Source organism: Acinetobacter sp. 148, assembly GCF_031196675.1.
In the GTDB taxonomy this organism is placed as follows: domain Bacteria; phylum Pseudomonadota; class Gammaproteobacteria; order Pseudomonadales; family Moraxellaceae; genus Acinetobacter; species Acinetobacter baumannii.
This window is the reverse complement of record NZ_JAVIMT010000062.1, coordinates 24,559-47,683: the sequence shown is the minus strand read 5'-3', so window position 1 is coordinate 47,683 and position 23,125 is coordinate 24,559. Positions and strand designations below refer to the sequence as shown.

At 37.9% G+C, this 23,125-nt stretch carries 22 protein-coding genes; 19 read left to right on the top strand and 3 right to left on the bottom strand.

Going from position 1 to position 23,125, the window contains the following annotated elements; all coding sequences use genetic code 11:
- Positions 1 to 290: 290 nt before the first annotated feature.
- From RFX69_RS10790 to hisC, 7 genes are all read left to right on the top strand, one after another.
- Entirely contained in the window at positions 291 to 1,739 is a 1,449-nt protein-coding gene (locus RFX69_RS10790; RefSeq protein WP_271056403.1) for an RNA polymerase factor sigma-54, read from the top strand.
- A gap of 168 nt (positions 1,740 to 1,907) precedes the next feature.
- Positions 1,908 to 2,246: a ribosome hibernation-promoting factor, HPF/YfiA family gene (hpf, locus tag RFX69_RS10785; RefSeq protein ID WP_001167461.1), complete on the top strand. Its 339-nt coding sequence runs from the start codon at positions 1,908 to 1,910 to the stop codon at positions 2,244 to 2,246.
- A gap of 138 nt (positions 2,247 to 2,384) precedes the next feature.
- A complete protein-coding gene (gene ibaG / locus RFX69_RS10780; protein ID WP_001083680.1) occupies positions 2,385 to 2,636 on the top strand; it encodes a BolA family iron metabolism protein IbaG in 252 nt (83 codons plus the stop codon).
- A 6-nt stretch (positions 2,637 to 2,642) separates the two neighbouring features.
- The gene (murA, locus tag RFX69_RS10775; RefSeq protein WP_000357156.1) at positions 2,643 to 3,899 is read left to right on the top strand and encodes a UDP-N-acetylglucosamine 1-carboxyvinyltransferase; all 1,257 of its coding nucleotides are present in this window, start codon (positions 2,643 to 2,645) and stop codon (positions 3,897 to 3,899) included.
- Positions 3,899 to 4,582, top strand: a complete 684-nt coding sequence (gene hisG / locus RFX69_RS10770; protein WP_001000724.1) for an ATP phosphoribosyltransferase — start codon at positions 3,899 to 3,901, stop codon at positions 4,580 to 4,582. Before murA ends, hisG begins: the two co-directional genes overlap by 1 nt.
- 105 nt (positions 4,583 to 4,687) lie before the next feature.
- Positions 4,688 to 5,977: a histidinol dehydrogenase gene (gene hisD, locus RFX69_RS10765; protein WP_289332861.1), complete on the top strand. Its 1,290-nt coding sequence runs from the start codon at positions 4,688 to 4,690 to the stop codon at positions 5,975 to 5,977.
- Between the two features lie 69 nt (positions 5,978 to 6,046).
- Positions 6,047 to 7,132, top strand: coding sequence for a histidinol-phosphate transaminase (gene hisC / locus RFX69_RS10760; protein ID WP_000218878.1), 1,086 nt, complete (start codon positions 6,047 to 6,049; stop codon positions 7,130 to 7,132).
- A 3-nt stretch (positions 7,133 to 7,135) separates the two neighbouring features.
- Here the strand turns inward: hisC and RFX69_RS10755 are convergent, their stop codons facing one another.
- On the bottom strand, positions 7,136 to 8,524 hold the full coding sequence (locus RFX69_RS10755) for an anthranilate synthase component I family protein (protein ID WP_001134896.1): 1,389 nt from the start codon (positions 8,522 to 8,524) through the stop codon (positions 7,136 to 7,138).
- Between the two features lie 318 nt (positions 8,525 to 8,842).
- Here RFX69_RS10755 and RFX69_RS10750 point away from each other — a divergent pair, with 318 nt between their 5' ends.
- The 6 genes from RFX69_RS10750 to RFX69_RS10725 all read left to right on the top strand — a co-directional run bounded on the left by RFX69_RS10750 (position 8,843) and on the right by RFX69_RS10725 (position 16,823).
- Entirely contained in the window at positions 8,843 to 9,691 is an 849-nt protein-coding gene (locus RFX69_RS10750; RefSeq protein ID WP_005129629.1) for a DUF6160 family protein, read from the top strand.
- Positions 9,692 to 9,988: 297 nt separating this feature from the next.
- Positions 9,989 to 10,822: a C39 family peptidase gene (locus RFX69_RS10745; protein ID WP_025470092.1), complete on the top strand. Its 834-nt coding sequence runs from the start codon at positions 9,989 to 9,991 to the stop codon at positions 10,820 to 10,822.
- Positions 10,823 to 10,866: 44 nt separating this feature from the next.
- A complete protein-coding gene (locus RFX69_RS10740; protein WP_005129621.1) occupies positions 10,867 to 12,051 on the top strand; it encodes a hypothetical protein in 1,185 nt (394 codons plus the stop codon).
- 12 nt (positions 12,052 to 12,063) lie between these two features.
- Positions 12,064 to 13,728 carry an OmpP1/FadL family transporter gene (locus RFX69_RS10735; protein ID WP_005129619.1) on the top strand — a complete coding sequence of 555 codons (1,665 nt, stop codon included), beginning with the start codon at positions 12,064 to 12,066 and terminating at the stop codon, positions 13,726 to 13,728.
- Positions 13,722 to 14,879 carry a putative pilus assembly protein FilE gene (filE, locus tag RFX69_RS10730; protein WP_094081250.1) on the top strand — a complete coding sequence of 386 codons (1,158 nt, stop codon included), beginning with the start codon at positions 13,722 to 13,724 and terminating at the stop codon, positions 14,877 to 14,879. The genes RFX69_RS10735 and filE overlap by 7 nt, the downstream gene beginning before the upstream one ends.
- Before the next feature lie 18 nt (positions 14,880 to 14,897).
- On the top strand, positions 14,898 to 16,823 hold the full coding sequence (locus tag RFX69_RS10725; protein WP_289332862.1) for a protein FilF: 1,926 nt from the start codon (positions 14,898 to 14,900) through the stop codon (positions 16,821 to 16,823).
- A gap of 47 nt (positions 16,824 to 16,870) precedes the next feature.
- Here RFX69_RS10725 and RFX69_RS10720 read toward each other — a convergent pair whose 3' ends face one another.
- Positions 16,871 to 17,419: an NUDIX hydrolase gene (locus RFX69_RS10720; RefSeq protein WP_000006663.1), complete on the bottom strand. Its 549-nt coding sequence runs from the start codon at positions 17,417 to 17,419 to the stop codon at positions 16,871 to 16,873.
- A 114-nt stretch (positions 17,420 to 17,533) separates the two neighbouring features.
- Between RFX69_RS10720 and RFX69_RS10715 the strand changes: the two genes are divergently transcribed.
- The 6 genes from RFX69_RS10715 (at position 17,534) to fghA (ending at position 22,716) form a co-directional block, all read left to right on the top strand.
- Positions 17,534 to 18,160, top strand: a complete 627-nt coding sequence (locus tag RFX69_RS10715) for a CoA pyrophosphatase (protein ID WP_002000136.1) — start codon at positions 17,534 to 17,536, stop codon at positions 18,158 to 18,160.
- A gap of 22 nt (positions 18,161 to 18,182) precedes the next feature.
- Positions 18,183 to 18,710 (top strand): gamma carbonic anhydrase family protein, encoded by a 528-nt coding sequence (locus tag RFX69_RS10710; RefSeq protein WP_086223200.1) that lies wholly within the window; start codon positions 18,183 to 18,185, stop codon positions 18,708 to 18,710.
- A 132-nt stretch (positions 18,711 to 18,842) separates the two neighbouring features.
- A complete protein-coding gene (gene tsaB / locus RFX69_RS10705) occupies positions 18,843 to 19,508 on the top strand; it encodes a tRNA (adenosine(37)-N6)-threonylcarbamoyltransferase complex dimerization subunit type 1 TsaB (protein ID WP_271056401.1) in 666 nt (221 codons plus the stop codon).
- A gap of 11 nt (positions 19,509 to 19,519) precedes the next feature.
- Positions 19,520 to 20,311 carry a class I SAM-dependent methyltransferase gene (locus RFX69_RS10700; RefSeq protein ID WP_000548435.1) on the top strand — a complete coding sequence of 264 codons (792 nt, stop codon included), beginning with the start codon at positions 19,520 to 19,522 and terminating at the stop codon, positions 20,309 to 20,311.
- A gap of 136 nt (positions 20,312 to 20,447) precedes the next feature.
- Positions 20,448 to 21,899, top strand: a complete 1,452-nt coding sequence (locus RFX69_RS10695) for a C13 family peptidase (RefSeq protein ID WP_000566255.1) — start codon at positions 20,448 to 20,450, stop codon at positions 21,897 to 21,899.
- Positions 21,868 to 22,716, top strand: coding sequence for an S-formylglutathione hydrolase (gene fghA / locus RFX69_RS10690; protein WP_001176401.1), 849 nt, complete (start codon positions 21,868 to 21,870; stop codon positions 22,714 to 22,716). The genes RFX69_RS10695 and fghA overlap by 32 nt, the downstream gene beginning before the upstream one ends.
- On the opposite strand, the gene RFX69_RS10685 is transcribed toward fghA, so the two are convergent.
- Positions 22,717 to 22,989 carry a DUF2218 domain-containing protein gene (locus RFX69_RS10685; protein ID WP_289332863.1) on the bottom strand — a complete coding sequence of 91 codons (273 nt, stop codon included), beginning with the start codon at positions 22,987 to 22,989 and terminating at the stop codon, positions 22,717 to 22,719.
- Between the last annotated feature and the right edge of the window lie 136 nt (positions 22,990 to 23,125).

The window sequence follows — 23,125 nt, the reverse complement described above, 5'->3', positions numbered from 1 at the left end:
GTAGTGTGGGATTACCCATGTGAGAGTAAGTCATCGCCAGCTCATTATTCTAAACACCCCCAACCAATGGTTGGGGGTGTTTTTTTATAGCAAGAAATCAATCAATAAAGAATTATTGCAAAGAATCATCGATACAAAAGAATAAGACAGAATAAAATCCTATCGTTTTTAATAAATAAATTTCTATTTTTCTTATGAATTGATGAGTCAATGTATAGGATAAATCATTACACTATGCTATAAATAATTAATAGGCATGATTTTTGCTTGTTTTTTGGAAAGAGAAATATATGAAATTATCTGTTGGATTGAAAGTTGCGAATTCATTATCGTTAACGCCTCAATTGCAGCAGGCAATCCGTTTACTACAACTTTCTAGCCTAGAGTTAGAGCAAGAAATCCAAATTCAATTAGATAGTAATCCATTACTTGAAAAAGTAGAAGATGAAACACTAGCGGAAAGTTTATCTACTTTAGAACACAAAGAAACTGATGATCTTACAACAGAGTTGAATGCTGATCACTTACCTGATGACTTGCCTGTTGATACTGAATGGGATGACATTTATACACATCAATCCACTGCTTTGGGTACTCCTGAGTTCGAAGAGCGTGAAGATAATCGCCAAGTTCACCTGACGCTTAAAGAACATATTTTGGAGCAAGTGAACTTACTAAATTTTTCAAAAATAGATCAGTTGATTGCTTATTGCATAGTTGATGCTTTAGATGATAAAGGTTTTTTGGATGCTGAATTAGAAGAGATTATTTTGGCAGTACAGCATTTATTAAATGAGATGGATATAGACGAGGAAGTGGAAGAGGATGAAGTTTTAGTAGTCTTAAAACATATTCAACGTCTTGATCCAATTGGTATTGGAGCTCGTAATTTAGCTGAATGTTTAAAAGTTCAGTTGGAGTTCTTGCCTAGAGAAACTGAATATTTGAAAGAAGCTAGAAGTCTACTTCAATATTACGAATTACTGATTGCGAATGATCTTAATAAATTATTGAAGCAAACAGGGCTTTCCAAGGAACAATTAAAATTTGCAGTTGATTTATTAAAAACATTAAAGCCTTATCCAGGCATGGATTTTGAAAAGCAAGAATCAGAGTATCAAATTCCTGACGTAGTCGTTGCCAAGAAGGATTTGCATTGGCAAGTTCAGTTAAACCCTGATGTGATGCCAAAATTAAGAATCAATTCTTTTTATTCGAGTATGATTCGTAGAGCAGATCAAAGTGATGATAATTTATATCTACGTAATCAAATGCTTGAGGCTAAAAATTTTATAAAAAGTATTGATGAACGGCACAAAACATTATTAAAAGTTGCGACTTGTATTGTTGAGCACCAAAAAGCATTTCTTGAAATAGGTCCCGAAGCAATGAAACCCTTAGTATTAAGGGATGTTGCAGAAGAAGTAGAATTACATGAGTCGACCGTTTCTCGCGTTACCACAAATAAGTATATGCTTACTCCACGTGGACTTTTTGAGTTGAAATACTTCTTTTCTAGTCATGTGGGGACAACCACAGGAGGTGAGGCTTCTTCTACCGCAATTCGGGCGATGATTAAAAAGTTAGTTTCTAATGAAAATCCGCGTAAACCTTTGTCTGATAATGCAATTGCTGCTTTATTGAAAGAGGAGGGAATAGAAGTAGCTAGAAGGACTGTAGCAAAATATAGAGAATCGTTACATATTCCATCGTCATCCGAGAGAAAAGTCTTGATCTAAATTTTGAAGTATGGCTATTCTACTCATTCATTATGACGAAATAATGAAATTTCATTTTCACCAAGAGAAGTAGCTAAAATGGTTTAATTGTCCCAAATCATCTTTTTAGATTGCATTAAATCGTTTTAGTTCTTCTTTATATAACCCAAAAAGGTGAGGGATAGAATTATGCAAATAACGATTCGTGGACATCATTTAGCAATTACACCAGCTATAGAAGAAAATATTAAAGCAAAATTTAATCAGTTAACGAAACATCTTGATCAGGTGAATAGTATGCAGATTAAATTAACGAAAGATCATCAGATTGATAAGCGTTCACATAAGGGTAGCTCTAATCATGTGGCTGAAGCGATAGTTCGATTACCTGGAATTGAGCTGTTTGCTCAAGCAACAGCGGATGATATGTATACTTCAATAAAAAAACTGACTGAAAAATTAAAAAAACAATTGCTAAAATATCGGAAAATGCAATGTACGTATTCTCAAGTTGCTGTTTCTATTTAATAAGTTTTTAATAATTGAGAGAGGCTTGAAATATAGCCTCTTTTTTATTGATAAAATATAAACACGTACTGAATTCTTTGAAAAAGTTATAGTAAAATACTTCGTTTTACACCGTAGGTTGTGTCAGAGGTCTTTGCAATGAATAGTGAACAGCTCACTCAAATTTTAAAAGAAGCTTTTCCTGAGGCGGAAGTAGTGGTGAGCGGACAGGCTGGAAAATTTGACCTCCGTATTGTGGATGATCAATTTGAAGGTAAGCGTACTGTTGCCCGCCAACAAGCAGTTTATGCACCATTAAATACTTATATTGCAAGTGGCGAAGTTCATGCCGTAACAATTCGTGCGATGACCAAAGATGAATGGCGCAAAGCAAGCCTTTTCGGAGCTTAAATATTAATGGATAAATTTTTAATCACGGGCGGTGTTAAGCTCGAAGGGGAAGTACGCATTTCTGGTGCTAAAAATGCGGCTTTACCGTTACTTGCGGCAATGATTCTTGCTGACTCTCCAATTACATTAACCAATGTTCCAAATCTTAAAGATGTAAATACTTTGGTGAAATTAATTGGTGGACTGGGTGTCACAATTAGTTATGAAAATGACACGGTTAAGGCGGATACTTCTACTTTAGATAACCAGTTTGCTCCTTATGAGCTTGTCAAAACAATGCGTGCATCTATTTTGGTATTAGGGCCATTATTAGCGCGTTACGGAAATGCCAAGGTTTCATTACCTGGCGGATGTGCTATTGGCTCTCGTCCAGTAGATCAACACTTAAAAGCCCTAGAAGCATTGGGTGCACATATCGAAGTTGAAAATGGTTATGTACATGCCACTGTTGATGGTCGTCTGAAAGGCGGCGAAGTGGTTTTTGATATGGTTACCGTTGGTGGTACCGAAAATATTTTAATGGCAGCTGCTTTGGCAGACGGTGTAACTACAATCCGTAATGCTGCACGTGAACCTGAAATTACTGATCTTGCGCAAATGCTTATTAAAATGGGCGCAAAAATTGAAGGTTTAGATACGGATACATTGGTTGTTACTGGTGTAGAAAGTCTACATGGCTGTGAATATGCAGTTGTTGCAGACCGCATCGAAACAGGTTCTTACTTAGCTGCTGCTGCGATTACTGGTGGACGTGTAAAAACCACCCATACAGATCCTTCATTGCTTGAGGCTGTTTTAGATAAGTTTGAAGAAATGGGTGCTGAAGTTACCCGTGGCGATGACTGGATTGAATTGGATATGTTGGGTAAGCGTCCTAAAGCAGTAAGTTTTAGAACACTACCTCACCCAGAATTTCCGACTGACATGCAAGCACAAATTATGGCTGTAAATGCAATTGGTCGTGGGTTTGCAACGATTTCCGAGACCATTTTTGAAAATCGTTTCATGCATGTTCCTGAATTGTCACGTATGGGTGCTAATATTCAGGTTGAAGGCCATGATGCTGTTGTGACGGGTGTTGAAAAATTACAAGCAGCACCTGTAATGGCAACAGATTTACGTGCTTCATTCTCTTTGGTTTTAGCGGCTTTGGTTGCTGAAGGTGATACATTAATTGACCGTATCTACCATATTGACCGTGGTTATGAGCATGTCGAAGAAAAACTTCAAGGTTTAGGTGCCAAAATTAAGCGAGTAAGTTAATGAATGACGTAAGAAACGATGATCCTAATTTTAACGTAATGGGTAATTTTGATCATGGTTTGACCTTGGCACTGAGTAAAGGACGTATTTTAAAAGAAACTTTACCTTTACTTGCTACAGCTGGTATTAACTTGCTTGAAGACCCGGAAAAATCACGTAAGTTGATTTTTCCAACCACACATAAGCAGGTTCGTATTTTAATTTTACGTGCATCTGATGTGCCAACTTATGTTGAGAATGGTGCAGCTGACTTAGGTGTAGCAGGTAAAGATGTACTTATGGAACATGGCGCTCAGCATGTCTATGAGTTATTGGACCTGCAGATTGCGAAATGTAAATTAATGACTGCTGGTAAAGTAGGAATGGAACGCCCAAAAGGTCGTTTAAAAATTGCCACTAAGTATGTCAATCTTACACGTCAATATTATGCAAGCTTAGGCGAGCAGGTGGATGTTATTAAACTTTATGGTTCTATGGAGTTAGCACCATTAGTTGGTTTGGGCGATTATATTGTTGACGTAGTGGATACTGGAAATACTTTACGAGCAAATGGTCTTGAGCCATTGGAAGAAATTTGCAAAGTATCTTCACGTCTTATTGTCAATAAAGCGAGCTTTAAGCGTAAACAGGTTTTATTGAACCCAATCATTTCCCAACTTGAACAAGCTGTTCAATCACGTTAAAAGTAATTTCCTATCATGCTTTTGCGATAGTTGTAGATATGATGCCCACAAGAGCTTAGAAAAAGAGTAAACTTGGTTTTTCTTTTTCGCCTTGTGGGTAAATTGATGCGACGTTTATCGACTCAAGATCAGAACTTTAAACAGGTTTTTGCTGAGCTTTTAGCTTTTGAAACCGTTAATGATCCTAATTTGGTTCAAACAGTAGATCAAATTATTGCTGAAGTTCGTCAGTATGGTGATGATCATGTTTTAAAACTTACTCAACAGTTCGATCGACATCCAGCGCATCAATTTTCCGATCTAGAATTGTCTCAACAACAACTTAAAGCTGCTTTTGATGGTTTAAATCAAGAGATTCGTGAAGCCCTGCAACTTGCAGCTGATCGTATTCGTACTTTTCATGAAGCTCAAAAACAAGATAGCTGGACTTATGTAGATGATTTGGGTAATACCCTAGGACAAAAAGTGACTCCACTTGACCGTGTTGGTATTTATGTACCAGGCGGACTTGCATCTTATCCTTCATCTGTACTTATGAATGCGGTACCAGCACATGTGGCCGGTGTACCTGAAATTATTATGGTTGTGCCAGCGCCAAATGGTGAACTAAATCCACTCGTTTTAGCTGCCGCCTATCTAGCAGGTGTTAGCCGAGTATTTACCATTGGTGGGGCACAAGCTGTTGCTGCTTTAGCTTATGGTACTCAAACTGTTCCACGTGTTGATAAAATTACGGGTCCTGGAAACCGATTTGTGGCAGCTGCTAAACGTGCTGTATTTGGTCAGGTGGGTATCGACATGATTGCTGGACCTTCTGAAATATTAGTTTATGCAGAAGGTGTGAATAATGCTGAATGGTTAGCGATGGATGTATTATCTCAGGCTGAACATGACACAGTAGCTCAAGCTATTTTCATTACTCCAGATGAAGCATTATTAGAAGCAGTAGAGTCTGCAATTGAGAAACATTTAAATGAATTGCCTAAAGCCGAGATTGCGCGTACATCGATTGAAAATCGTGGTGCATTAGTTTTGGTAAAAGACCGTGCTGAAGCAGTTGATTTGATTAATCAGGTTGCACCAGAGCATTTGGAATTATGCCTTGATGATGCCGAAGCGATGAGCCAAGACATTCGCCATGCAGGGGCAATTTTTATGGGTCGCTATACACCTGAAGCAATTGGTGATTATTGTGCTGGCCCAAACCACGTATTACCGACATCTGGCACAGCTCGTTTCTCTTCGCCACTTGGTGTATATGATTTTCAAAAGCGCTCTAGTTTGATCATGTGTTCAAAAGATGGTGTTAAGACTTTGGCTAAAACAGCTGATGTACTTGCTGTTCAAGAAAATCTCGATGCCCATGCACGCTCGGCGCGTTATCGTTATCAATAAGTTTTAAGCCTATCAGTGTTTTTCATGATTATTCAGGGCTGACTTTCAGCCCTTTTTTGAGATAAGACTATGACTGTATCTACAGCACAAATGCGTTTTTGGAGTCCTGAGGTTCGTGAATTAGAGCCGTATGTGCCAGGTGAACAACCTAAAATCCAGAATCTATTAAAGTTAAATACCAATGAAAACCCGTATCCACCATCACCAAAAGTAGTAGAAGCAGTTCAAGCGGTGTTACATGAACAAGCCGATGCTCTGCGTCTATATCCAGATCCGGATGCGACAGCGTTAAAGCAAGCAATTGCGAAACAACAGAATATTGATGTATCTCAAGTTTTTGTAGGTAACGGTTCTGATGAGGTGTTGGCTCATATCTTTAAAGCATTTTTTCTTCAAGATGAACCAATCCTGTATCCAGACATCACTTATAGTTTCTATCCAGTTTATAGCCAATTTTTTGGCACAAAAACAAAAGAAATTCCTCTCAATGAGAATTTTGAAATTGATGTGCGAGATTATACCCAGCCAAATGGTGGGGTTATTATTACCAACCCAAATGCACCAACCAGTATTGCGCTCAGCTTGGCAGAAATCGAACAAGTATTACAGGCAAATCCGGACCGCGTGGTTGTGATTGATGAAGCTTATGTTGATTTTGGTGCTGAGTCAGCTGTAAGTTTGATAAACCGCTATGAAAATCTTGTGGTATGCCAAACGACTTCAAAGTCTCGTTCTTTAGCAGGTCTACGAGTCGGGTTTGCGATTGCTCAGTCGCACTTGATTGCAGCACTTGAGGCTGTAAAAAATAGTTTTAATTCATATCCAATTGATCGCTTTGCTATTGCAGCAGCGGTAGCTTCTTTTGAAGACCAGGCTTATTTTGAAGAGCAGTGCCAAAAAGTTATAACAAGTCGAGAGAAACTTGTTCGTGATTTAACTGAACTTGGTTTTAACGTTTTGCCATCGAAAGCGAATTTTATTTTTGCTACGCATTCACAGCATGATGCTGGGCAACTTGCACAAAAATTACGTGAGCAGGGCATTATTGTTCGTTACTTCAATAAGCCTCGCATTAATCAGTTTTTACGTATCACGGTTGGAACTGATGAGCAAAACGCGCGTTTAGTTCAAACTTTGAAGCAAGATATTCTTTAATACTTATTCTGCTGTGCTGTTCATCAAGTTCAGCATAGCAGAGATTTTATCAAGGCTTTCCTGATATTCAGCCTCAGCCTCTGAAGCAATAGTAATACCGCCGCCTGCCCAAATAGAGAGCTGGTTTTGATATTGTTGAAAACTACGAATCAGAATATTCCAGCGCCCAGTACCATCAAAATTAAAATATCCCAAAGTCCCACAATATGCTCCTCTTGGCGCACCTTCTAACTCTTCAATAATTTGCATTGCCCGAATTTTAGGAGCTCCTGTAATTGAACCTCCTGGTAAAGCAGTGAGTAACATCTGCATAGGATTAATATCATTTTTAAGTGTAGCCGTAATCTCACTCACCATATGATGAACTTGATTGAAGCTCTCAATTTCGAATAGTTTTGTTGTTTTTACCGAACCTGTATTGGCATAAATGCTCAAATCATTACGTAATAGATCAACGATCATCACATTTTCTGCTTGATCTTTTTTAGAATTTTTTAAAGTTTGTTTTGAAAGTAAATCCTGCTCTTTATTCTCATAACGAGGCATTGTACCTTTAATGGGTCTGGTTTTAATTTGCTTATCTACATTAAATTCAATAAATAATTCAGGAGAGCAACTTAACAACTCAAATTCTGTTAATTTTAAATAACCAGAATATGGTGCATTGGTTAAATTCCATAGCTCATCTGCTTTATTTAATAATGAACCAGTAAAATTCGCTTTGAATTCTTGAGTAAGGTTAATTTGATAACAATCTCCTGCCTTAATATATTCTTGTATTTTGTGAAAAACAGTTAAGTATGTATTCTTAGACCAGCGAGGATGAATATTTTGTTCTAGTTTAAAATTGTTTTTTTGTAGTTTGCTAGAAGGTTTATTGAGTAGAGCTGAAAGATAGTTAAAAATTTCAAAAGCATTATTTTCATCGCTAAAAAAATACCATTCATTATTTATTTTTTTAATAAAAGAATAATAGGAACCTATAAATAAAGACGGTTGTTTATGTGATTGATTATTTATAAATTGATGTGCAGAAAAGTCATAGCTAATAAAACCAATATACCCCCCCTTAAAACTTATTTTTTCTCTATTGCTATTTTCTATTTCTTGAGATTGGAATTGTGTAAAATCTAAAAGATTTTCTATATAAGATGAAAACTTATATTTGTTTAAATCAGTTTTAGTAAATAAAAATTTTTGGTTATTTTGAGTGATTAAATAATTTTTTGGTAAAAAACCAATAACAGGATTGTTATCATCTTGAAGATATACAAGTCCAGTTAACTCTTCTAATTTATTTAAAATATCGGCAGCAGAGTAATAGCTTTCTAAAGAGATTTTTTTCTTTAAATGAGACATTTTAAACATGTGAGAGTTTGGAAGAGGTGGCATAGTTTACTACAAGTTAGAGTTCAACAGGCAGTTGAGTGAAAAGACCCTAACATTTCGTGGAAAAAATAACCGAATTATCCTTCAGATTTCAGAATAGTAATAAATCTTTTTAGTCAGTTTGATGTCGTACCGTTTGTCGGGTAATTGGCAAAAAATGCATTACACTAGTTGAACAAAAATTAACGTAGCTGTAATTTAGTAATTGCTAAGCAAAACTACTCAAGGATTGGAAGTTTCGGTTGCCATAAAAGAAAAATGCAACTTGAGACAGTGAGAGTGGTTAAAGTCAAAAAATAAATGCTCTTGGGAGAGTGCTCAATGAAAATGTTCACTAAACTTGCTTTAGTTTCTTCTTTAGCTATCAGTGCAAATGCAATGGCGATGCAATCAATGGATGATGCTGCGCTTAGTGCTGCTACAGGTCAAGATGGTATTAATATTGGTATCGCTTTAGGTTCAGGCGGTATTACTATCGATAAACTATATCTACATGATAATGATGGTTTAGCAACATCAACAGGTATTACGGGTGCTTCAGGTACTGCTGGCGCAATCGCAATTAGTGGTGTTACTGTAACTCAAAAAGGTACAGGCAATCTTCTAGATTTAGCAATTGATACAAATGGTGCTTCTGGTTCAAACGGTGCTTTCTTAAACGTTGCGGCAACAGTAGGTGCGGTTGATGTACATGTGGGTTCAATTGGTGTTGGTAGTTCTGGCACATTAAATGAGACGACTGCTGTACGTGGTATTACTGAAACAGCTCCAACTGAAATTATCTCTGGTTTGGATTTATCTTTGGGTCAAATTTCTGCAAATGTTCAATTAGGTTCAACTCCGCAAGGCGCAATGATTAAAGTGAACTCAAGCTTGCAAGGTGGTTTAACTCTATCTAACTTTGGTATTAATGATGCCGCTGGTGGTGGTAAAATTGTCCTAGATAAAGTAATGGTTCGTGGTGCTGGTAATACAACTGGTGACTTGGATGTGAATGCGAACATTTCTGTTGTTCCTACAGGATTACGTATCCAAAATAACAGTGCGCAAGGTATGAATGTTTATGCGCAAGGCGTACACCTTGGCGCGGCGGGTAATGCTTCAATTGGTGATTTAGAAATCCAAGGTTTAAATGTCGGAACTTCTACAATTACTATCTCTGGTCATTAATTTAAAGATTTGTAAAAAGCGCGTCCATACGCGCTTTTTATTTATTTAAAGAAAATTAAACTTTATATCTTTCTATATAAATAATATAAACTTATATAATAATGAATAATATGAAATATTTGAAATGAGAATTAATTATCAGTTTATAAATGTAAAACTATGCATTCATCAAAAAGATTAAAAAAAAGCTGTTTTTTACAGAAAAAAAAGGTATCTTCAACACACAGGGATGTAGAGCTATTGCTCTAAGAATAAAATGAATAAGGCCAGTTAGGCCACCATTTAGACCAAGCGCTTATGTTAGAGATAGTTTTAGGCTCAGCATTGATGTATTACTTTGCGACAGAAGCCTTCGAAATAGAAAAAAAGCCGCCGGGAACTGTTTATTATACAGAGACTGCCGATTCACGTAATTTATCGTTTCATCGAAACCATATTGAACCAGTTACCATAAAACCAGCTGTCGAAGACCAATTTCGTGGCATTGTCCGACAAGCCTACGATTATAGTTGTGGATCTGCTGCACTTACGACTTTATTAAACGGCTATGTTGGAACGAGCTTAACTGAACAGCAAACAATGAGTGGTTTGCTGCAGTATGGCGAATATCAACGTATTATTGAGCGACGAAGTTTCTCGTTACTTGATATGAAACGCTTTGTCACAGCAATTGGTTTAGAAAGCGGTGGTTATCGAGGTGAGTTTTCTGATTTAGTCAAACTGGGGCAGCCAGCAATTGTGCCTATTTCATATGCTGGTTTTAAACATTTTGTCGTATATAAAGCTTATAAAGATGGACGAGTATACGTAGCTGACCCTGCTTTAGGGAATATCAGTTTTGATGAGGGACGTTTTAAAGAAATTTGGGATAATAATACTTTATTTGTTATTTCTGTTCCTGAATCACAGCGCAAAGACTTATTGGCGTTAAAAGATGCAGATATGCGCCATGTGGAAGATGCGACGGTCAATAAATATGCTTTTGTTGATGTGCAATATCCAGCGTTTAATTATGATCGTACAGCAAATAAAGCTTCGACGATGAGACTCGTGCTAGATAGTGATAGCCATTCTGCAACCTATGGAAAGCCGATAGAAACCTATATGCGTCTTTATTACAAACGTAAATAGTCAAATTTAAAGTTAGTAAAATAAATAAATTGGGTGAGAAAAACATGAATAATCGATGGATAAATATGAGTGTGTTGGCTTTAAGTATGAGCGCCATTACAGGGACAATTTATGCCGAAGATCAGGTACAACAAACACAGGTAGAATTATCGAATCAGAGCACGGATGCAGGAGTCGAGGTAAATTCTCTAGCTGCTGAAGCAACAAATTCTTCTTCTGTTGGTACAGATGTGGGAACACAAGCTTCTGAAGCACCTTCTACAGAGAATGTACCTGAAAATAATAGCGGGGCAAATCAAGCTGCTAATGCCCTACAGAAGAAGGAAGGTGATGCAACTCAAGAGACAAATTTACAAGAGGTATTTACTTCAAATGAACGTCAATACTCTTTGATTAAGAAGGGCGTAATTTCTTCTTATTATGATCTCGATTATACCTATTATCGCGATACTCGAATTGATTTGGCTTTAGCAGATAATTCATCTCAGCTTAATCGTTTACGTGTTGAAGAAGATGCAAACCATACATTAACGAATAGTTTTACTTTTCAATATGGGGTATTGGATAACTTAACTTTATCCGCAACTCTTCCTTTTGTAGCAAAGTCTGAAATTATTCGAGATACAACAACAGCAGGATTGGGTGATATTTCACTTGGTGCGCGTTGGGAACCATTTCCTTTAAAACAAGGCCGTTTACCCTTGGTTCTTTTTGGTAGTGTCTCTACAAAAACAGGGGATAGCCCTTATGAGATTGGTTTAGATGAGCTATCAACGGGTAAAGGTTATTACTCGGTTGGTGTAGGGGCCAGTACCCGTAAATATATTGATCCAGTCGTTCTCTTCGCTTCTGCCTCTGCCAATTACGGTTTTAAAGAAAGTGGTCTTAATCAAGCCCGAGGTTCTCGTACATTAACCTCATTTGATCCAGGAATTAGTGGTGGTTTCTCATTTGGCTTTGCTTACTCATTTAACTATGACGTGTCTTTAACCATGTCATATCAGCAGAGCTTTAATATGGATGCTGAATTCCAATTTAATAATGGTGATTCATATAAATCGCCAGATCAAAGTAGTGCAATGTTATCTTTCGCATTGGGTGTTCGTGTTTCGCCTGAAACGATCGTTAACGGTACGGTTGGTATTGGTTTAACTGAAGATGCACCAGATATTTCACTTGGTCTGTCATTCCCGTTAGATATTTTAGGTTTTAATAAAAAACAAAAATAAGGAGATATGCAGGTGAAATATCCTAAATTATGTCCTTTAACGGCGGCAATTGTTATCTCCGGTTTTTCTAGCTTTGCCAATGCTCAATTAGGACAAAACTTAGCTGTTGATATTCGCTCACTATCGATGGGGAATGCTGTAACTGCAGACCCCCCTGGTATTAGTGCAGTTCATTTTAACCCTGCAGCTTTAGCAAAAATTGATGGCCTGCAAACAGATGTGCAGGGGATCCTTGCTAACTTTGATATTCAGCGTGAGTTTTCAGCTCCACCTGGTTATAACATCTTTGGTTATTCAGATGACCCTCTCGTTTGTAATGATGGTCCTGAGGTTTCAGCTAATATTTGTACAGATTTTAAAGGGACAGTACATGGTGATGTGGAGTACGCGAGCCTGTATGTACCTATTCTTAAAAAAATGGTAGATCTCGGAGCTGGTTATCCACTAGTTGCTCCTACCGCAGGAATTGCCTATAAACCACCTGGTTCAAAAATTACCTACGCGACCGCCATGTATGCACCATTAGTCGCAGGTTTTGGGGCAGAGAATGGTAATCCAGGTAACTACATGGGCCAACAAGTTGCAGTTGAGCGGATCACCTATTTATCCCCATCTTTCGGTTATCAGGTAAATGATCATTTATCGATTGGTGCTTCCGTAGGGATGTCCTATAACGCAATCGCACTGAAAACTGATTTACGTTTTCCGAATGAGATGATTGGTGTATTGCGTATGGTTGATGAAGTTGTGTGTGCTCCCTTTAAAAATAATAGTGACATGATTACTGATTTACTATTATTTGGTATGTGTAATGCCCAAGAAGGTATGAATCCATTTAATAAAATGGGGGCATTACAAGTTTCATTAGAACAATCATTAAGTCCAAGCTATAACTTAGGCTTACTTTGGGAACCAACAGACGATTTTGGTTTTGGTATGGTATATCAAAGTGCTGCCAAAATGCGTTTAAAAGGCAAGTATATGATTGATAATGCCAGAGCACCTCAAGAACTTATCAAGGGTCTTAACTCATCTGCTACAGGACAAATTTTAGCTGCAATTCTAGGACTACCGGGCAATGTACCTAATATTGAATCTGGTTTAGTCGCTATGGATCTTGAATACCCTGCACATTTCCAAGCAGGTATTAAATATAAAATATTACCAGATTTACAAGTTAATTTTGACGTAGGATGGACTGACTATTCGGCTTGGGATAAGTTTAAGTTTGAGTTCGATCGTCAAATTACGCTATTAAAAGTAGCTAAGCTTTTATCTAATGACGTTACCGATAATTCATTGGCATTGCCATTGAAATTTACCTCGCCGTGGAGTTGGGGAATTGGTCTTGAATATTCAGCAACCGATCGTTTGAAATTAAGGGCTGGTTACGAGCCTCGAGCTAGTTCGATACCTGATGATAAACGTAATACCATGGTCCCGATCAATAATGCACAATTATTTGGTCTTGGCTTAGGTTATCGTTTTGACGCAGATACAGATCTAGACCTTTCAGTGGGTTTCTTGCGTAGTCGTGACAATATTCCAGCCTGTACGAGTACATTGTCGAATAAGTGTGGTGTCGATAATATTCTATTAAACCCTTATTCGGGCCTAGATGTAAAAACGAATACAAAAATCACAGTGCTTGGTTTGAGCTATAGAACAAAATGGTAAAACAATATAAATCGATGTTTCGACCTAAATTTGCTATCTCGACTTTATGTATTGCGGTAGCAAGCGTTTCTGTATCTTATGCAGATGGTTTCTTTACAATCATTGGTCCAGATGGTCGTCCAATGATTGTACCCAGTAAAAAAGTAGAACAAAAGCAATCCAAGAGTAGAGTAGAAGCACCGAAACAAGTTGTACAACCGCATGTAAATGCTACACCTGTTCAAGAAGCATCTAAAGAAAATGTTCAGAATTCAAAAGAGCTTAAAAAGTTTGAACCACATCCTACAAAAAAATTAAATACTGCACCGACTGCACCGGAGCTTCCTTTAAGAATGAGTAAAGCTCAGAAGGAGGAAGTTAAAAAACAGACTAGTAGCGTTAAGACAGAAAGTGTTCCAGCTAAAATTTATTCATCTTCACAAAGTACTTCTCAAACTGTTTCAATACCAGATCCTTCAAATGATCGATCTAAATTTACAAGTATTGATGGCGTAGAGTATGTAAATAATGAATATCTTGAAGATCAGGAATTTAATCTTGAAGGTAAAAAACGCTTTTATGTTATGCCGGATGGACTTGGAAGAACAGAGTTTATCGAAAGAAAAAAAGGTGTAAGCAAGTCTACCTTAGAACAATTGTTTAATAAGCAAACTCAGGAAGATCAAGGAGCGATTGTTTTAGCTCCAACTTATATACGTCTGTCTCAAAAAGAATTAGAAACGACTTTTGAGCAAGATAAATGTTTTGTTCAAGGCTATAAAAAGTCAATCAAAGTGCTTGGAGCTAAAAAAGAAGTAAATTTATGGCCTCGAAAGCCATTAAAAGAAAAGTTTGAATATGAGTTGGTAAAACTAGATTCATCTGTACAACATTTACAACTTATGTCATTTGCAGCGAGTAATTCCGCACCTTTATATTATTGGCCTTTAGCTATATTTTTAGATGAGAAGGGTTGTATTTTAGAAGGTGCAAGTGGTTTTAAGAGCAAGTCTTATCCTTCCACAATATTACAACATGCATCGATTCAAGGTACTTTAAGGGTGCCGCCTCATGCACGTTATATGATGTTAACTCCATTATCTTCCTCTGTAGATGTAGCAGAACACGAGTTATCTAATCAGGGACAGATTCAAATTTCAGTATTACGTTAAAAATAAGTAGGGTATCTAATGAATAAAAAATTATTATGGCCTTTTGCATTAACCACATTAGCAATGATGCTGAATGGTTGTGGCGGTGGTAGCTCAACCATTAATGAAGATCCTACAAGTGGTTCTGGTAATTCAAATGCAAATGGAAGTTGCGCTGCATCAAGCAATGATTGTTTAGAGTTTTCACTCGATTATCCGGTTGCTGGTCTAAATTTTACCTGTAGTAGTGCTGCAAATCAGAGTTTTGTCACTAAAGCTTCGGGAAACAGTGTTGTTGGTACATGTAAACTTGGTGATACCGCAAACTTCTTTTTACAAGGTACTCAAACTAAAACAAAGATCGATTTAGGTTCTATCAATTTAGATAATATTTCAAAAATTAAAGTGATTGTCTCACCACGTTTAAAAGTTATGGATATGGCAACGGCTTTAACGGGGGTAGCACCAGCTTCATTAAGTCAAGATGATCCTACCATTCGTGTAGCGATGGCCTTGGTTAAATTATTTCAAAGCGTTGGTATAGAGCGTGGTGATAATGTTGTTGGAGATATACAACCTACACTATTTACTGAAGATAAGAAAAACACGTTAAATGTTGTACTTCAAAATATTACTGCTGCTGAGTGGAAAAGTGGTGCATACGCTGGTATTTTGAAACCTTGGCTAAATGTTAGCCAAATTGATGATAATCAAGCTTTTGCTTTAGTAACTCAATTAGCTCATTTAAGTTTAGTCGGTTTATATCAATCAGATTACTTGACGTTAGCTCAACCTAATTTAATTTCTGAAAATTTTTATGGGTGTAATTTAGCTAATTTAGCAGATTGCCCAAAAAATGCTGCCAATACCCAACACGTGATAGGCAATTTATTTTTACTATCAGATCGTCAAGGCTATACATTTGGTTATGGCTTACAATGGAAAGGAACAAGTACGACTACCAGTAACTCAACAGTTACGGCTGTAATGGAAGTATTAACTAAATCTAAGCCAGCGCAACTTACAGCAAATGCTCAAACCACATGGCTCGATCCATTACAAGCTGAGATTAAATCAACACAACCATTCCATTTAAAAGCCTCAGCTAATACCAGTGAAGATTTACTAATTTATCAAGGTAAATTATTAAATGATTCGTTTATTGCCGGTCGTGAAAGTCTATATTTAGGGGCAATAAATAGTAAAACACCAAATCCTCAACACTATGCGCTATGGCGTCAAGGTATAGGCAACCAAAACTATAATGGTTCGCTAGACATCTATAAAGTAACTCCAGCAAGTTATCTTGCAAAAGATATCTTTAGAACTTCAAAAAATGTGAGCTCAGGGCAAACTTATATTTTCCCGTTATATGGTACTTTAAATATTAAATTTGATACTGCTGGAATTTCACCAATCGATTTAGGTATTGTGATTGATGAAAATGGAGATATTCGAACTGATATTAAACCTAATGCAACACCAACAGATATGTCTGGCCATTGTGGCATTGTTTCAGATAATACTCTGGTTGATAATAATGGTGTTCAACAGTATCGCATAGGAACAACGGGTGGCACTGAATCTGCTTCAAATGATAAATCAATTACAGTAAAAATGATTTTTGCTGAACCTAAACTCGGTAATCTAAATGGTATTATGGCTGGGTTAAACTCGAATGTTGTTCAAGCTACTACCGAGACAGGCGGTCAAACATTAATTGTAAGTGGAGCAAAAATTAACGTTGCTAACTTGTTACAAGGGCAAGTAAATGGAATTAATCTTACGACCTATGATAACAAAATAGTCTCATGGTTAAATCCATATGCCTTTTATCAACGAGTATATAATAATATTAAGGATGTAAGTCCAGCTCCTACAGAAGATGATAAAGCTTTAGCTGAGCGAATGAGTGGAACTCTAACGATTAGAACCGCTGATTGTTATCAAATTAAGACAAAATAAGAGTTTAAAAAAGACCGCAAAAGCGGTCTTTTTTATTATCTAATTGATTAGCCTGTATGGTCTAAACGAGTTCCTAACGTTTCTAGATGTGTTGGAAAAACTTGTTGTTTACGGTCTTCGAAATAATGTCTTAATGTGTGTTCAACACTAGGAAAGGCAAGTTCACCCCATGGGATTTCATGTTCTTCAAACAGTCGACATTCGATACTTTCTTCTCCAGCACCGAAAATGCCATCTTTAAGCTGGGCTTTGAACAACACATAAATTTGCCCAATACGGGGAATATTGTACATGCAATAAAGTTGTTCTATTTCAATCTCGGCTTCTGCCTCTTCACGAGTTTCACGCGCCGCACCTTGTTCCATAGTTTCGAACAATTCCATATAACCCGCAGGCAAAGTCCATAAGCCATAACGAGGTTCAATCGCGCGACGACAAAGTAATACTTTGTCTTCCCATAACGCTAAGGCACCGCAGATTACTTTGGGGTTTTCATAGTGAATATTTCCACAATGAGTACAAACACGGCGTACTTTATGATCACCTAAAGGAATTTTTTGTTCGGTTTTATGCCCACACGCTACACAGAAACTCATAATTATCATCGAGTATAGAGATGCCTCAGCATAACTGAATTTTTAGACTTACGCATCAACTCTATTCCCTAAGTTTGATTTTCAGATATGATGCAAAGAGAGACAGAATAATAGGTGAATGGTATGGAAGAGCACTTGCTAACACAAAAGTTACAGCAAAGATTGCGCTTTTCCACCCGCATACAAGAAGCACAAGCTGCGGTACTTATTGCGATTACGAATGAAAATAATCCTAAGGTATTGCTTACACGCCGTTCAATACATATGAACAACCATGCGGGGGAAGTTTCTTTTCCTGGTGGCAAGCGTGACCCTAGTGATACTAGTAATATTGTTGTAGCGCTAAGAGAAGCTCAAGAAGAGACGGCTTTAAATCCGTTTGATGTGCAGTTGTTAGGCGATTTGCCGATGCAACGTGCAAGAAGTGGCTTGTCTGTAAAACCGATTGTTGGGCTTATTCCTCCTGAGGTAACTTTAATTCCTCAGCCCACTGAAATTGATCGAATTTTCTTTGTGCCTTTACAGCAACTTATAGAGACGCGTCCGACACCATATGAAGTGCGATATGCTCATCAATCTTTATACTTCCCAAGCTTGCAGATTGATAATGAAATTATTTGGGGTCTCACAGCGCGAATGTTAATTGCCTTATTTAAATATGGTTTAGGCTACCAAAAAGAATGGCCATTTCTACTGAATGCACCAACGTTTGGAATGCCAAAATTTTCTCATAAAAAATAAAGATCAGGACTGATAAATTATGATGTATAGCTATCAAGGACAGCATCCAAAAGCCTTACATGAGCCATGGGATGGCTGGGTTGCTCCAACTGCAACGCTTATTGGACAAGTAGAACTAGGCCGTCAGGTCAGTATTTGGTTTGGTGCTGTAGTGCGTGCCGATAATTGTGTCGTTCGGATTGGTAATTTTTCTAATATTCAAGAAAATTCGGTATTACATACTGATGCGGGCCTTGAGCTAAATATTGGCGAATATGTCACTGTTGGGCATAAAGTCATGTTGCATGGTTGTACGATTGGCGATAACAGTTTGATTGGTATGAATGCTGTCATTTTAAATCGAGCCGTGATTGGTAAGAACTGTATTATTGGTGCGAATGCTTTAATACCGGAAGGTAAAGTGATTCCAGATAACTCAGTGGTAATGGGCTCACCTGGCAAAATTGTAAAAACTTTAGATGAAGAAGGCGCAGCAAAAATACGCTTGAGCGCACTACATTATGCTGAACACTTTAAAAGCTATGCCGATTTGAAAGAATTCTACTTTTAAAATTTTAGCGAGATATTTTCTATGCCAAGCACCAGCTTGGCATTTTTATTTAGATAGGAACAACTCGCCTATCAGAGCCGAGTGGGGTATCATAACTTCCGTTTTTAATCTGATTGAATACTAAGGTTGTGCATGAAACTGCTGGCGTTGGAAACTGCAAACGAGCAATGTTCCATTTCATTAATCGATGAAACCCAAGAACTCTTTTTCCAACTCGATACGCGAGCGAAAGCACAAACCCAGGCCATTTTGCCAATGATTGAGCAAGGGTTACAACAAACCGGACTTGACGTAGCGGGTTTAGATGCAATTGCCTTTAGTCGAGGGCCCGGTTCTTTTAGTGGTGTTCGAATTAATGCAGCAGTTGCTCAGGCTTTAGCTTGGTCTCAAGATTTACCAGTAATTCCAGTTTCTACCTTACAGGCTTTAGCACAAGCGGCTTACCGACTTGAAGGTTTAGAACAGGTGACTGCGGTACTCGATGCACGTATGAATGAAGTTTACATTGCAAGTTTTGTTCTAGATGAGCAAGGCATCATGCAGTGTATAGATGAAGAAAAATTAATGAACTACGAGCAAGCGGCTGCCTATGCAAAGCATTGCTTAATCGGTTCGGGTGCTAAGCTCCTTCAAACTGATGCAGAACATCAAACAATCACTGCCACTGCACAAGACATTGCTTCGATTGCACGTGTCTATGCAGCGCAAAAGCAGTGGGTTGATGCTGAACATGCTTTACCGGTTTACTTGCGTGATGATGCATGGAAAAAAATTGCGGATCAGGGCAAAGCAAATTAAAGGCACTGCGCATGCACATATATTTTGAAGTAGATTTTCAAGAACAAGCACAGCACTACCAAGCTATGCTTTATTCTAGAGGCGTGACTGTCGATTTACAGCCTATTGAAAAACTTAATGCCCGTTTCTTACGCTTAAACCCTGAACTGGCACTTTGTGTAGATGAAAATGGGCTTTGGTTGTCTGCAAATGGCATGAAAATGCAGCCTGACTGGAAAGCTGAAATTCCACGCTTAAAACGTGCAAGTCTTAAATCAGAAATGATTGCTCGTGCTTGTCAGTTAGGTGAAAAGCCAGTACTGGTCGATGCTACAGCGGGCTTAGGTCATGACAGCTTACTTATGGCTTATCTAGGAGCCCAAATCCAGCTTGTTGAGCGTCATCCGATTTTATTTACTTTACTTGAAGATTCGAAAGCTCAGGCACAGCATGATCCCTTTTTAAGCCAATTTATGGATCGTATCCAACTGATCTTCGCTGACTCTGCAAGCTATTTACAGCAATTAGATCAAGAAGAAAAAACAGTTGATGTGGTCTACCTTGACCCGATGTTCCCACAGCGCGATCAAAATCAACAAGCAATTAAAAAACAAGCCCAAGTCAAAAAGCAGATGCAGCTTTTGCATTTACTTTTACCCGAAGATGGAGAAATGGATTTGGGTGATCATTTGCTTGAGCTAGCCAAAAAAGTTGCAAAGCGAGTGATTGTAAAACGTCCACGACATGCTATTTTTTTAGCAAATCAAGAACCAGCCCATCAGTGGCAGGGGGATGCTTGTCGTTTTGATGCTTACTTTCAGTAAGCTTATGTAAGGTTAAGTTTTATTGCTTGAATAATGCACAAATATATGTGATATAGTTCAAAAGCATGATTGCTAAAATTCTTAGCAGGCATACACTTATGGTGCCTGACAAAAACGAAATTTTTGAAACCTTTTTATGATTGATCTCAAACCTTCCATTAACTTTTGGCATGATTTTAAAAGTAACCAGCTTGCCGGAATGTGGTTATTTTTGGGGTCAAGACGTTCCTTACAGATCGTACATCCCTCTATTCTTCAGCTCATTGTTTGGGGAGTATTAGGTGGGTGTACCAACTCACTTTATAGTTGGCTTGTTGCCGGTCAAATTGGCGACTTCAACTCACAAGGTCTAATTGGATACGCACTTTGGCCTTTTATTGCGCTTATTGTTGGTATTTTCTTATCACAGCGTATTAATCAGCCGCGTTTAATGTTGGTTCCAGCCTTATTGTGGTTGGTTTTAGATACCAATATTTTATTAATACAGTGTTTAATTCAATATTTGGGATCTAATGGTTATCTAAACTTTATTCCTGATGCTATTTATAACGGTATTTTACCTGGTTTGTTTGTAGCACTTTTTGTGTGGCAAAGTTTGGCGGTCATTTGGGTGTTCTCACGTGAGCTTAAGTGGCCTTGGTGGGAGCGGGCATTGGTTATGGTTGCGACCATTGCGACCATGGTGGTTTGGCAACTTTCAGTAAAAGATCAGCCTATTTGGAAAGTGGAAGATTCTCCACCTACTTTTGCCGAAGATGCTTTTTATGCACAAAGTAAATTACTTCATGATGCTTTAGAGCAAGTTCAATATGGTGAGTTAGCTAAAAGTCATTGGTATTTCTTGGGTGTTGCAGGCGATAGTTATCAAGACGTTTTTAAATCGGAAGTGGTTCGTATTAAAGAACAATTTGATACGCGTTTTGGTACAGTCGGGCGTTCAATGATGCTGGTCAATAATCCGGATACCCGAACCGAAATCCCGATTGCATCTAAAACCAGTATAGAGTTGGCCTTACGCCGTATGGGCCAGCAAATGAACCGTGATAGTGATGTGTTATTTTTATATATGACATCGCACGGTGAGCAAAACCATTTTGAAATTGAAAATGCACCTCTAGATTTGGGGCAAGTCGATCCGAAATGGTTACGTGAAACGCTCGATAAAGCGGGGATACGTTGGCGTGTGATTGTCATTTCTGCTTGTTACTCAGGAAGTTTTATTCCGGCGTTACAGTCACCTGATACTTTAATTATTACGGCATCTGCTGCGGATAAAACTTCGTTCGGTTGTAATAACGAAGCAGACTATACTTATTTTGGACGAGCTTTCTTTGATTTGGCGATGCGAGAGCAGTCTTCTATGAAAGATTCGTTTAATGCCGCTAAGCAAACCGTAACCAAATGGGAAGTAGCTCAAGGTGTAGAACCTTCAGAGCCACAATGGATGATTGGTAAGAATATGGAACTTATGCTACCTCAGTTGGAAAAATATCTTTTTCCTCAACCAAATACAGGTAGTGTAAATATTGCTCAGACACAAACAGAGGCTAAAAACGATGCAACTCCTGCAAAAAAACCGCTGCTTTGAAGGTGAGCAGCGCATTTATCAGTTTGATTCTCAATTATTAAAAGGCTCTACTAAGTTTGGGGTTTATTTGCCACCTGCCGCTTTAGAAGGTAAACCTTGTTCAACTTTGTTTTACTTAGCGGGTTTAACGTGTACTGAAGAAACTTTTGCCATTAAGGCACATGCACAGCATATGGCTGCCCAGCTTAGTCTTATACTGATTACACCTGATACTTCACCTCGTGGTGAACAAGTTGCAGTAGGTGACAATTGGGATTTAGGTCAAGGCGCAGGCTTTTATATTAATGCAACGCAAGCGCCTTGGTCTGAGCATTATCAGATGGAAAGCTATTTAATCGATGAGTTATATCCACTTATTTTAAAAAGTTTTCCAGTCAATGCTCAACAGGTCGGTATCTTTGGACATTCGATGGGGGGACATGGCGCCTTAACTTTAGCTTTTAAATATCCTGAGAAGTTTAAGTCAGTGTCTGCATTTGCACCGATTTGCGCGCCAACTGAATGTGCATGGGGTGAAAAAGCATTTAGCCATTATTTAGGTACAGACCGCGATAGCTGGTTGGCTCATGATGCCACGGCTTTAGTCTCAAAAAATGGTGCGGTATTTAATGAAATTTTGGTGGATCAGGGATTAGATGACCAATTTTATGAACAACTTCACCCTGAAAAATTTAAGCAAGCATGTTTAAAGGCAGGACAGCCTTTAACTTTAAGACAACATGCTGGCTATGATCATGGCTATTATTTTATCCAGACCTTTATGGATGAGCATTTGCAGTTTCATGCAATCCAGTTGGAAAAGGTCACTGGCGAATAATTAGTGCTGCCATTTCACCTGAAATTCTTGTTGAGCCATACGGTTTAGATGATCAAGGATAACTTTTTCCAAGTGGTTATGGTCATCTAACTGGCTATCAATAGCAACATTTAACTGCTCTGTTTCTGGCGCAAGCGTAATAGTTGCTGTAGGCATTAAGATTTTAAAATCTTGTTCAGTTTCTTGTACTTCAAATTTATGTTTCCAATGATTAACTAGACGTTTTGCAATGCGTTTTCCATCATTTGTTAATAGATGAGTTGTGCTTTTCATTATCAATCCTCACATTGGTTTAATGTACCTTAACAAATTCGTTTGGCACTTGGCATTCTATAGTAGCAACGTTACGTTGCAAGTTTGAAATGTTGTCATTTAAGCAAGGAAGAGCGGGCCAAGTAGGTTCTTTTTT

What these genes read in the sequence shown, in the direction of transcription:
- RFX69_RS10790 (WP_271056403.1), top strand. Translation starts at nt 291, where the DNA reads ATGAAATTATCTGTTGGATTGAAAGTTGCGAATTCATTATCGTTAACG.
- hpf (WP_001167461.1), top strand. Translation starts at nt 1,908, where the DNA reads ATGCAAATAACGATTCGTGGACATCATTTAGCAATTACACCAGCTATA.
- ibaG (WP_001083680.1), top strand. Translation starts at nt 2,385, where the DNA reads ATGAATAGTGAACAGCTCACTCAAATTTTAAAAGAAGCTTTTCCTGAG.
- murA (WP_000357156.1), top strand. Translation starts at nt 2,643, where the DNA reads ATGGATAAATTTTTAATCACGGGCGGTGTTAAGCTCGAAGGGGAAGTA.
- hisG (WP_001000724.1), top strand. Translation starts at nt 3,899, where the DNA reads ATGAATGACGTAAGAAACGATGATCCTAATTTTAACGTAATGGGTAAT.
- hisD (WP_289332861.1), top strand. Translation starts at nt 4,688, where the DNA reads ATGCGACGTTTATCGACTCAAGATCAGAACTTTAAACAGGTTTTTGCT.
- hisC (WP_000218878.1), top strand. Translation starts at nt 6,047, where the DNA reads ATGACTGTATCTACAGCACAAATGCGTTTTTGGAGTCCTGAGGTTCGT.
- RFX69_RS10755 (WP_001134896.1), bottom strand. Translation starts at nt 8,524, where the DNA reads ATGCCACCTCTTCCAAACTCTCACATGTTTAAAATGTCTCATTTAAAG.
- RFX69_RS10750 (WP_005129629.1), top strand. Translation starts at nt 8,843, where the DNA reads ATGAAAATGTTCACTAAACTTGCTTTAGTTTCTTCTTTAGCTATCAGT.
- RFX69_RS10745 (WP_025470092.1), top strand. Translation starts at nt 9,989, where the DNA reads ATGTTAGAGATAGTTTTAGGCTCAGCATTGATGTATTACTTTGCGACA.
- RFX69_RS10740 (WP_005129621.1), top strand. Translation starts at nt 10,867, where the DNA reads ATGAATAATCGATGGATAAATATGAGTGTGTTGGCTTTAAGTATGAGC.
- filE (WP_094081250.1), top strand. Translation starts at nt 13,722, where the DNA reads ATGGTAAAACAATATAAATCGATGTTTCGACCTAAATTTGCTATCTCG.
- RFX69_RS10725 (WP_289332862.1), top strand. Translation starts at nt 14,898, where the DNA reads ATGAATAAAAAATTATTATGGCCTTTTGCATTAACCACATTAGCAATG.
- RFX69_RS10720 (WP_000006663.1), bottom strand. Translation starts at nt 17,419, where the DNA reads ATGAGTTTCTGTGTAGCGTGTGGGCATAAAACCGAACAAAAAATTCCT.
- RFX69_RS10710 (WP_086223200.1), top strand. Translation starts at nt 18,183, where the DNA reads ATGTATAGCTATCAAGGACAGCATCCAAAAGCCTTACATGAGCCATGG.
- tsaB (WP_271056401.1), top strand. Translation starts at nt 18,843, where the DNA reads ATGAAACTGCTGGCGTTGGAAACTGCAAACGAGCAATGTTCCATTTCA.
- RFX69_RS10700 (WP_000548435.1), top strand. Translation starts at nt 19,520, where the DNA reads ATGCACATATATTTTGAAGTAGATTTTCAAGAACAAGCACAGCACTAC.
- RFX69_RS10695 (WP_000566255.1), top strand. Translation starts at nt 20,448, where the DNA reads ATGATTGATCTCAAACCTTCCATTAACTTTTGGCATGATTTTAAAAGT.
- fghA (WP_001176401.1), top strand. Translation starts at nt 21,868, where the DNA reads ATGCAACTCCTGCAAAAAAACCGCTGCTTTGAAGGTGAGCAGCGCATT.
- RFX69_RS10685 (WP_289332863.1), bottom strand. Translation starts at nt 22,989, where the DNA reads ATGAAAAGCACAACTCATCTATTAACAAATGATGGAAAACGCATTGCA.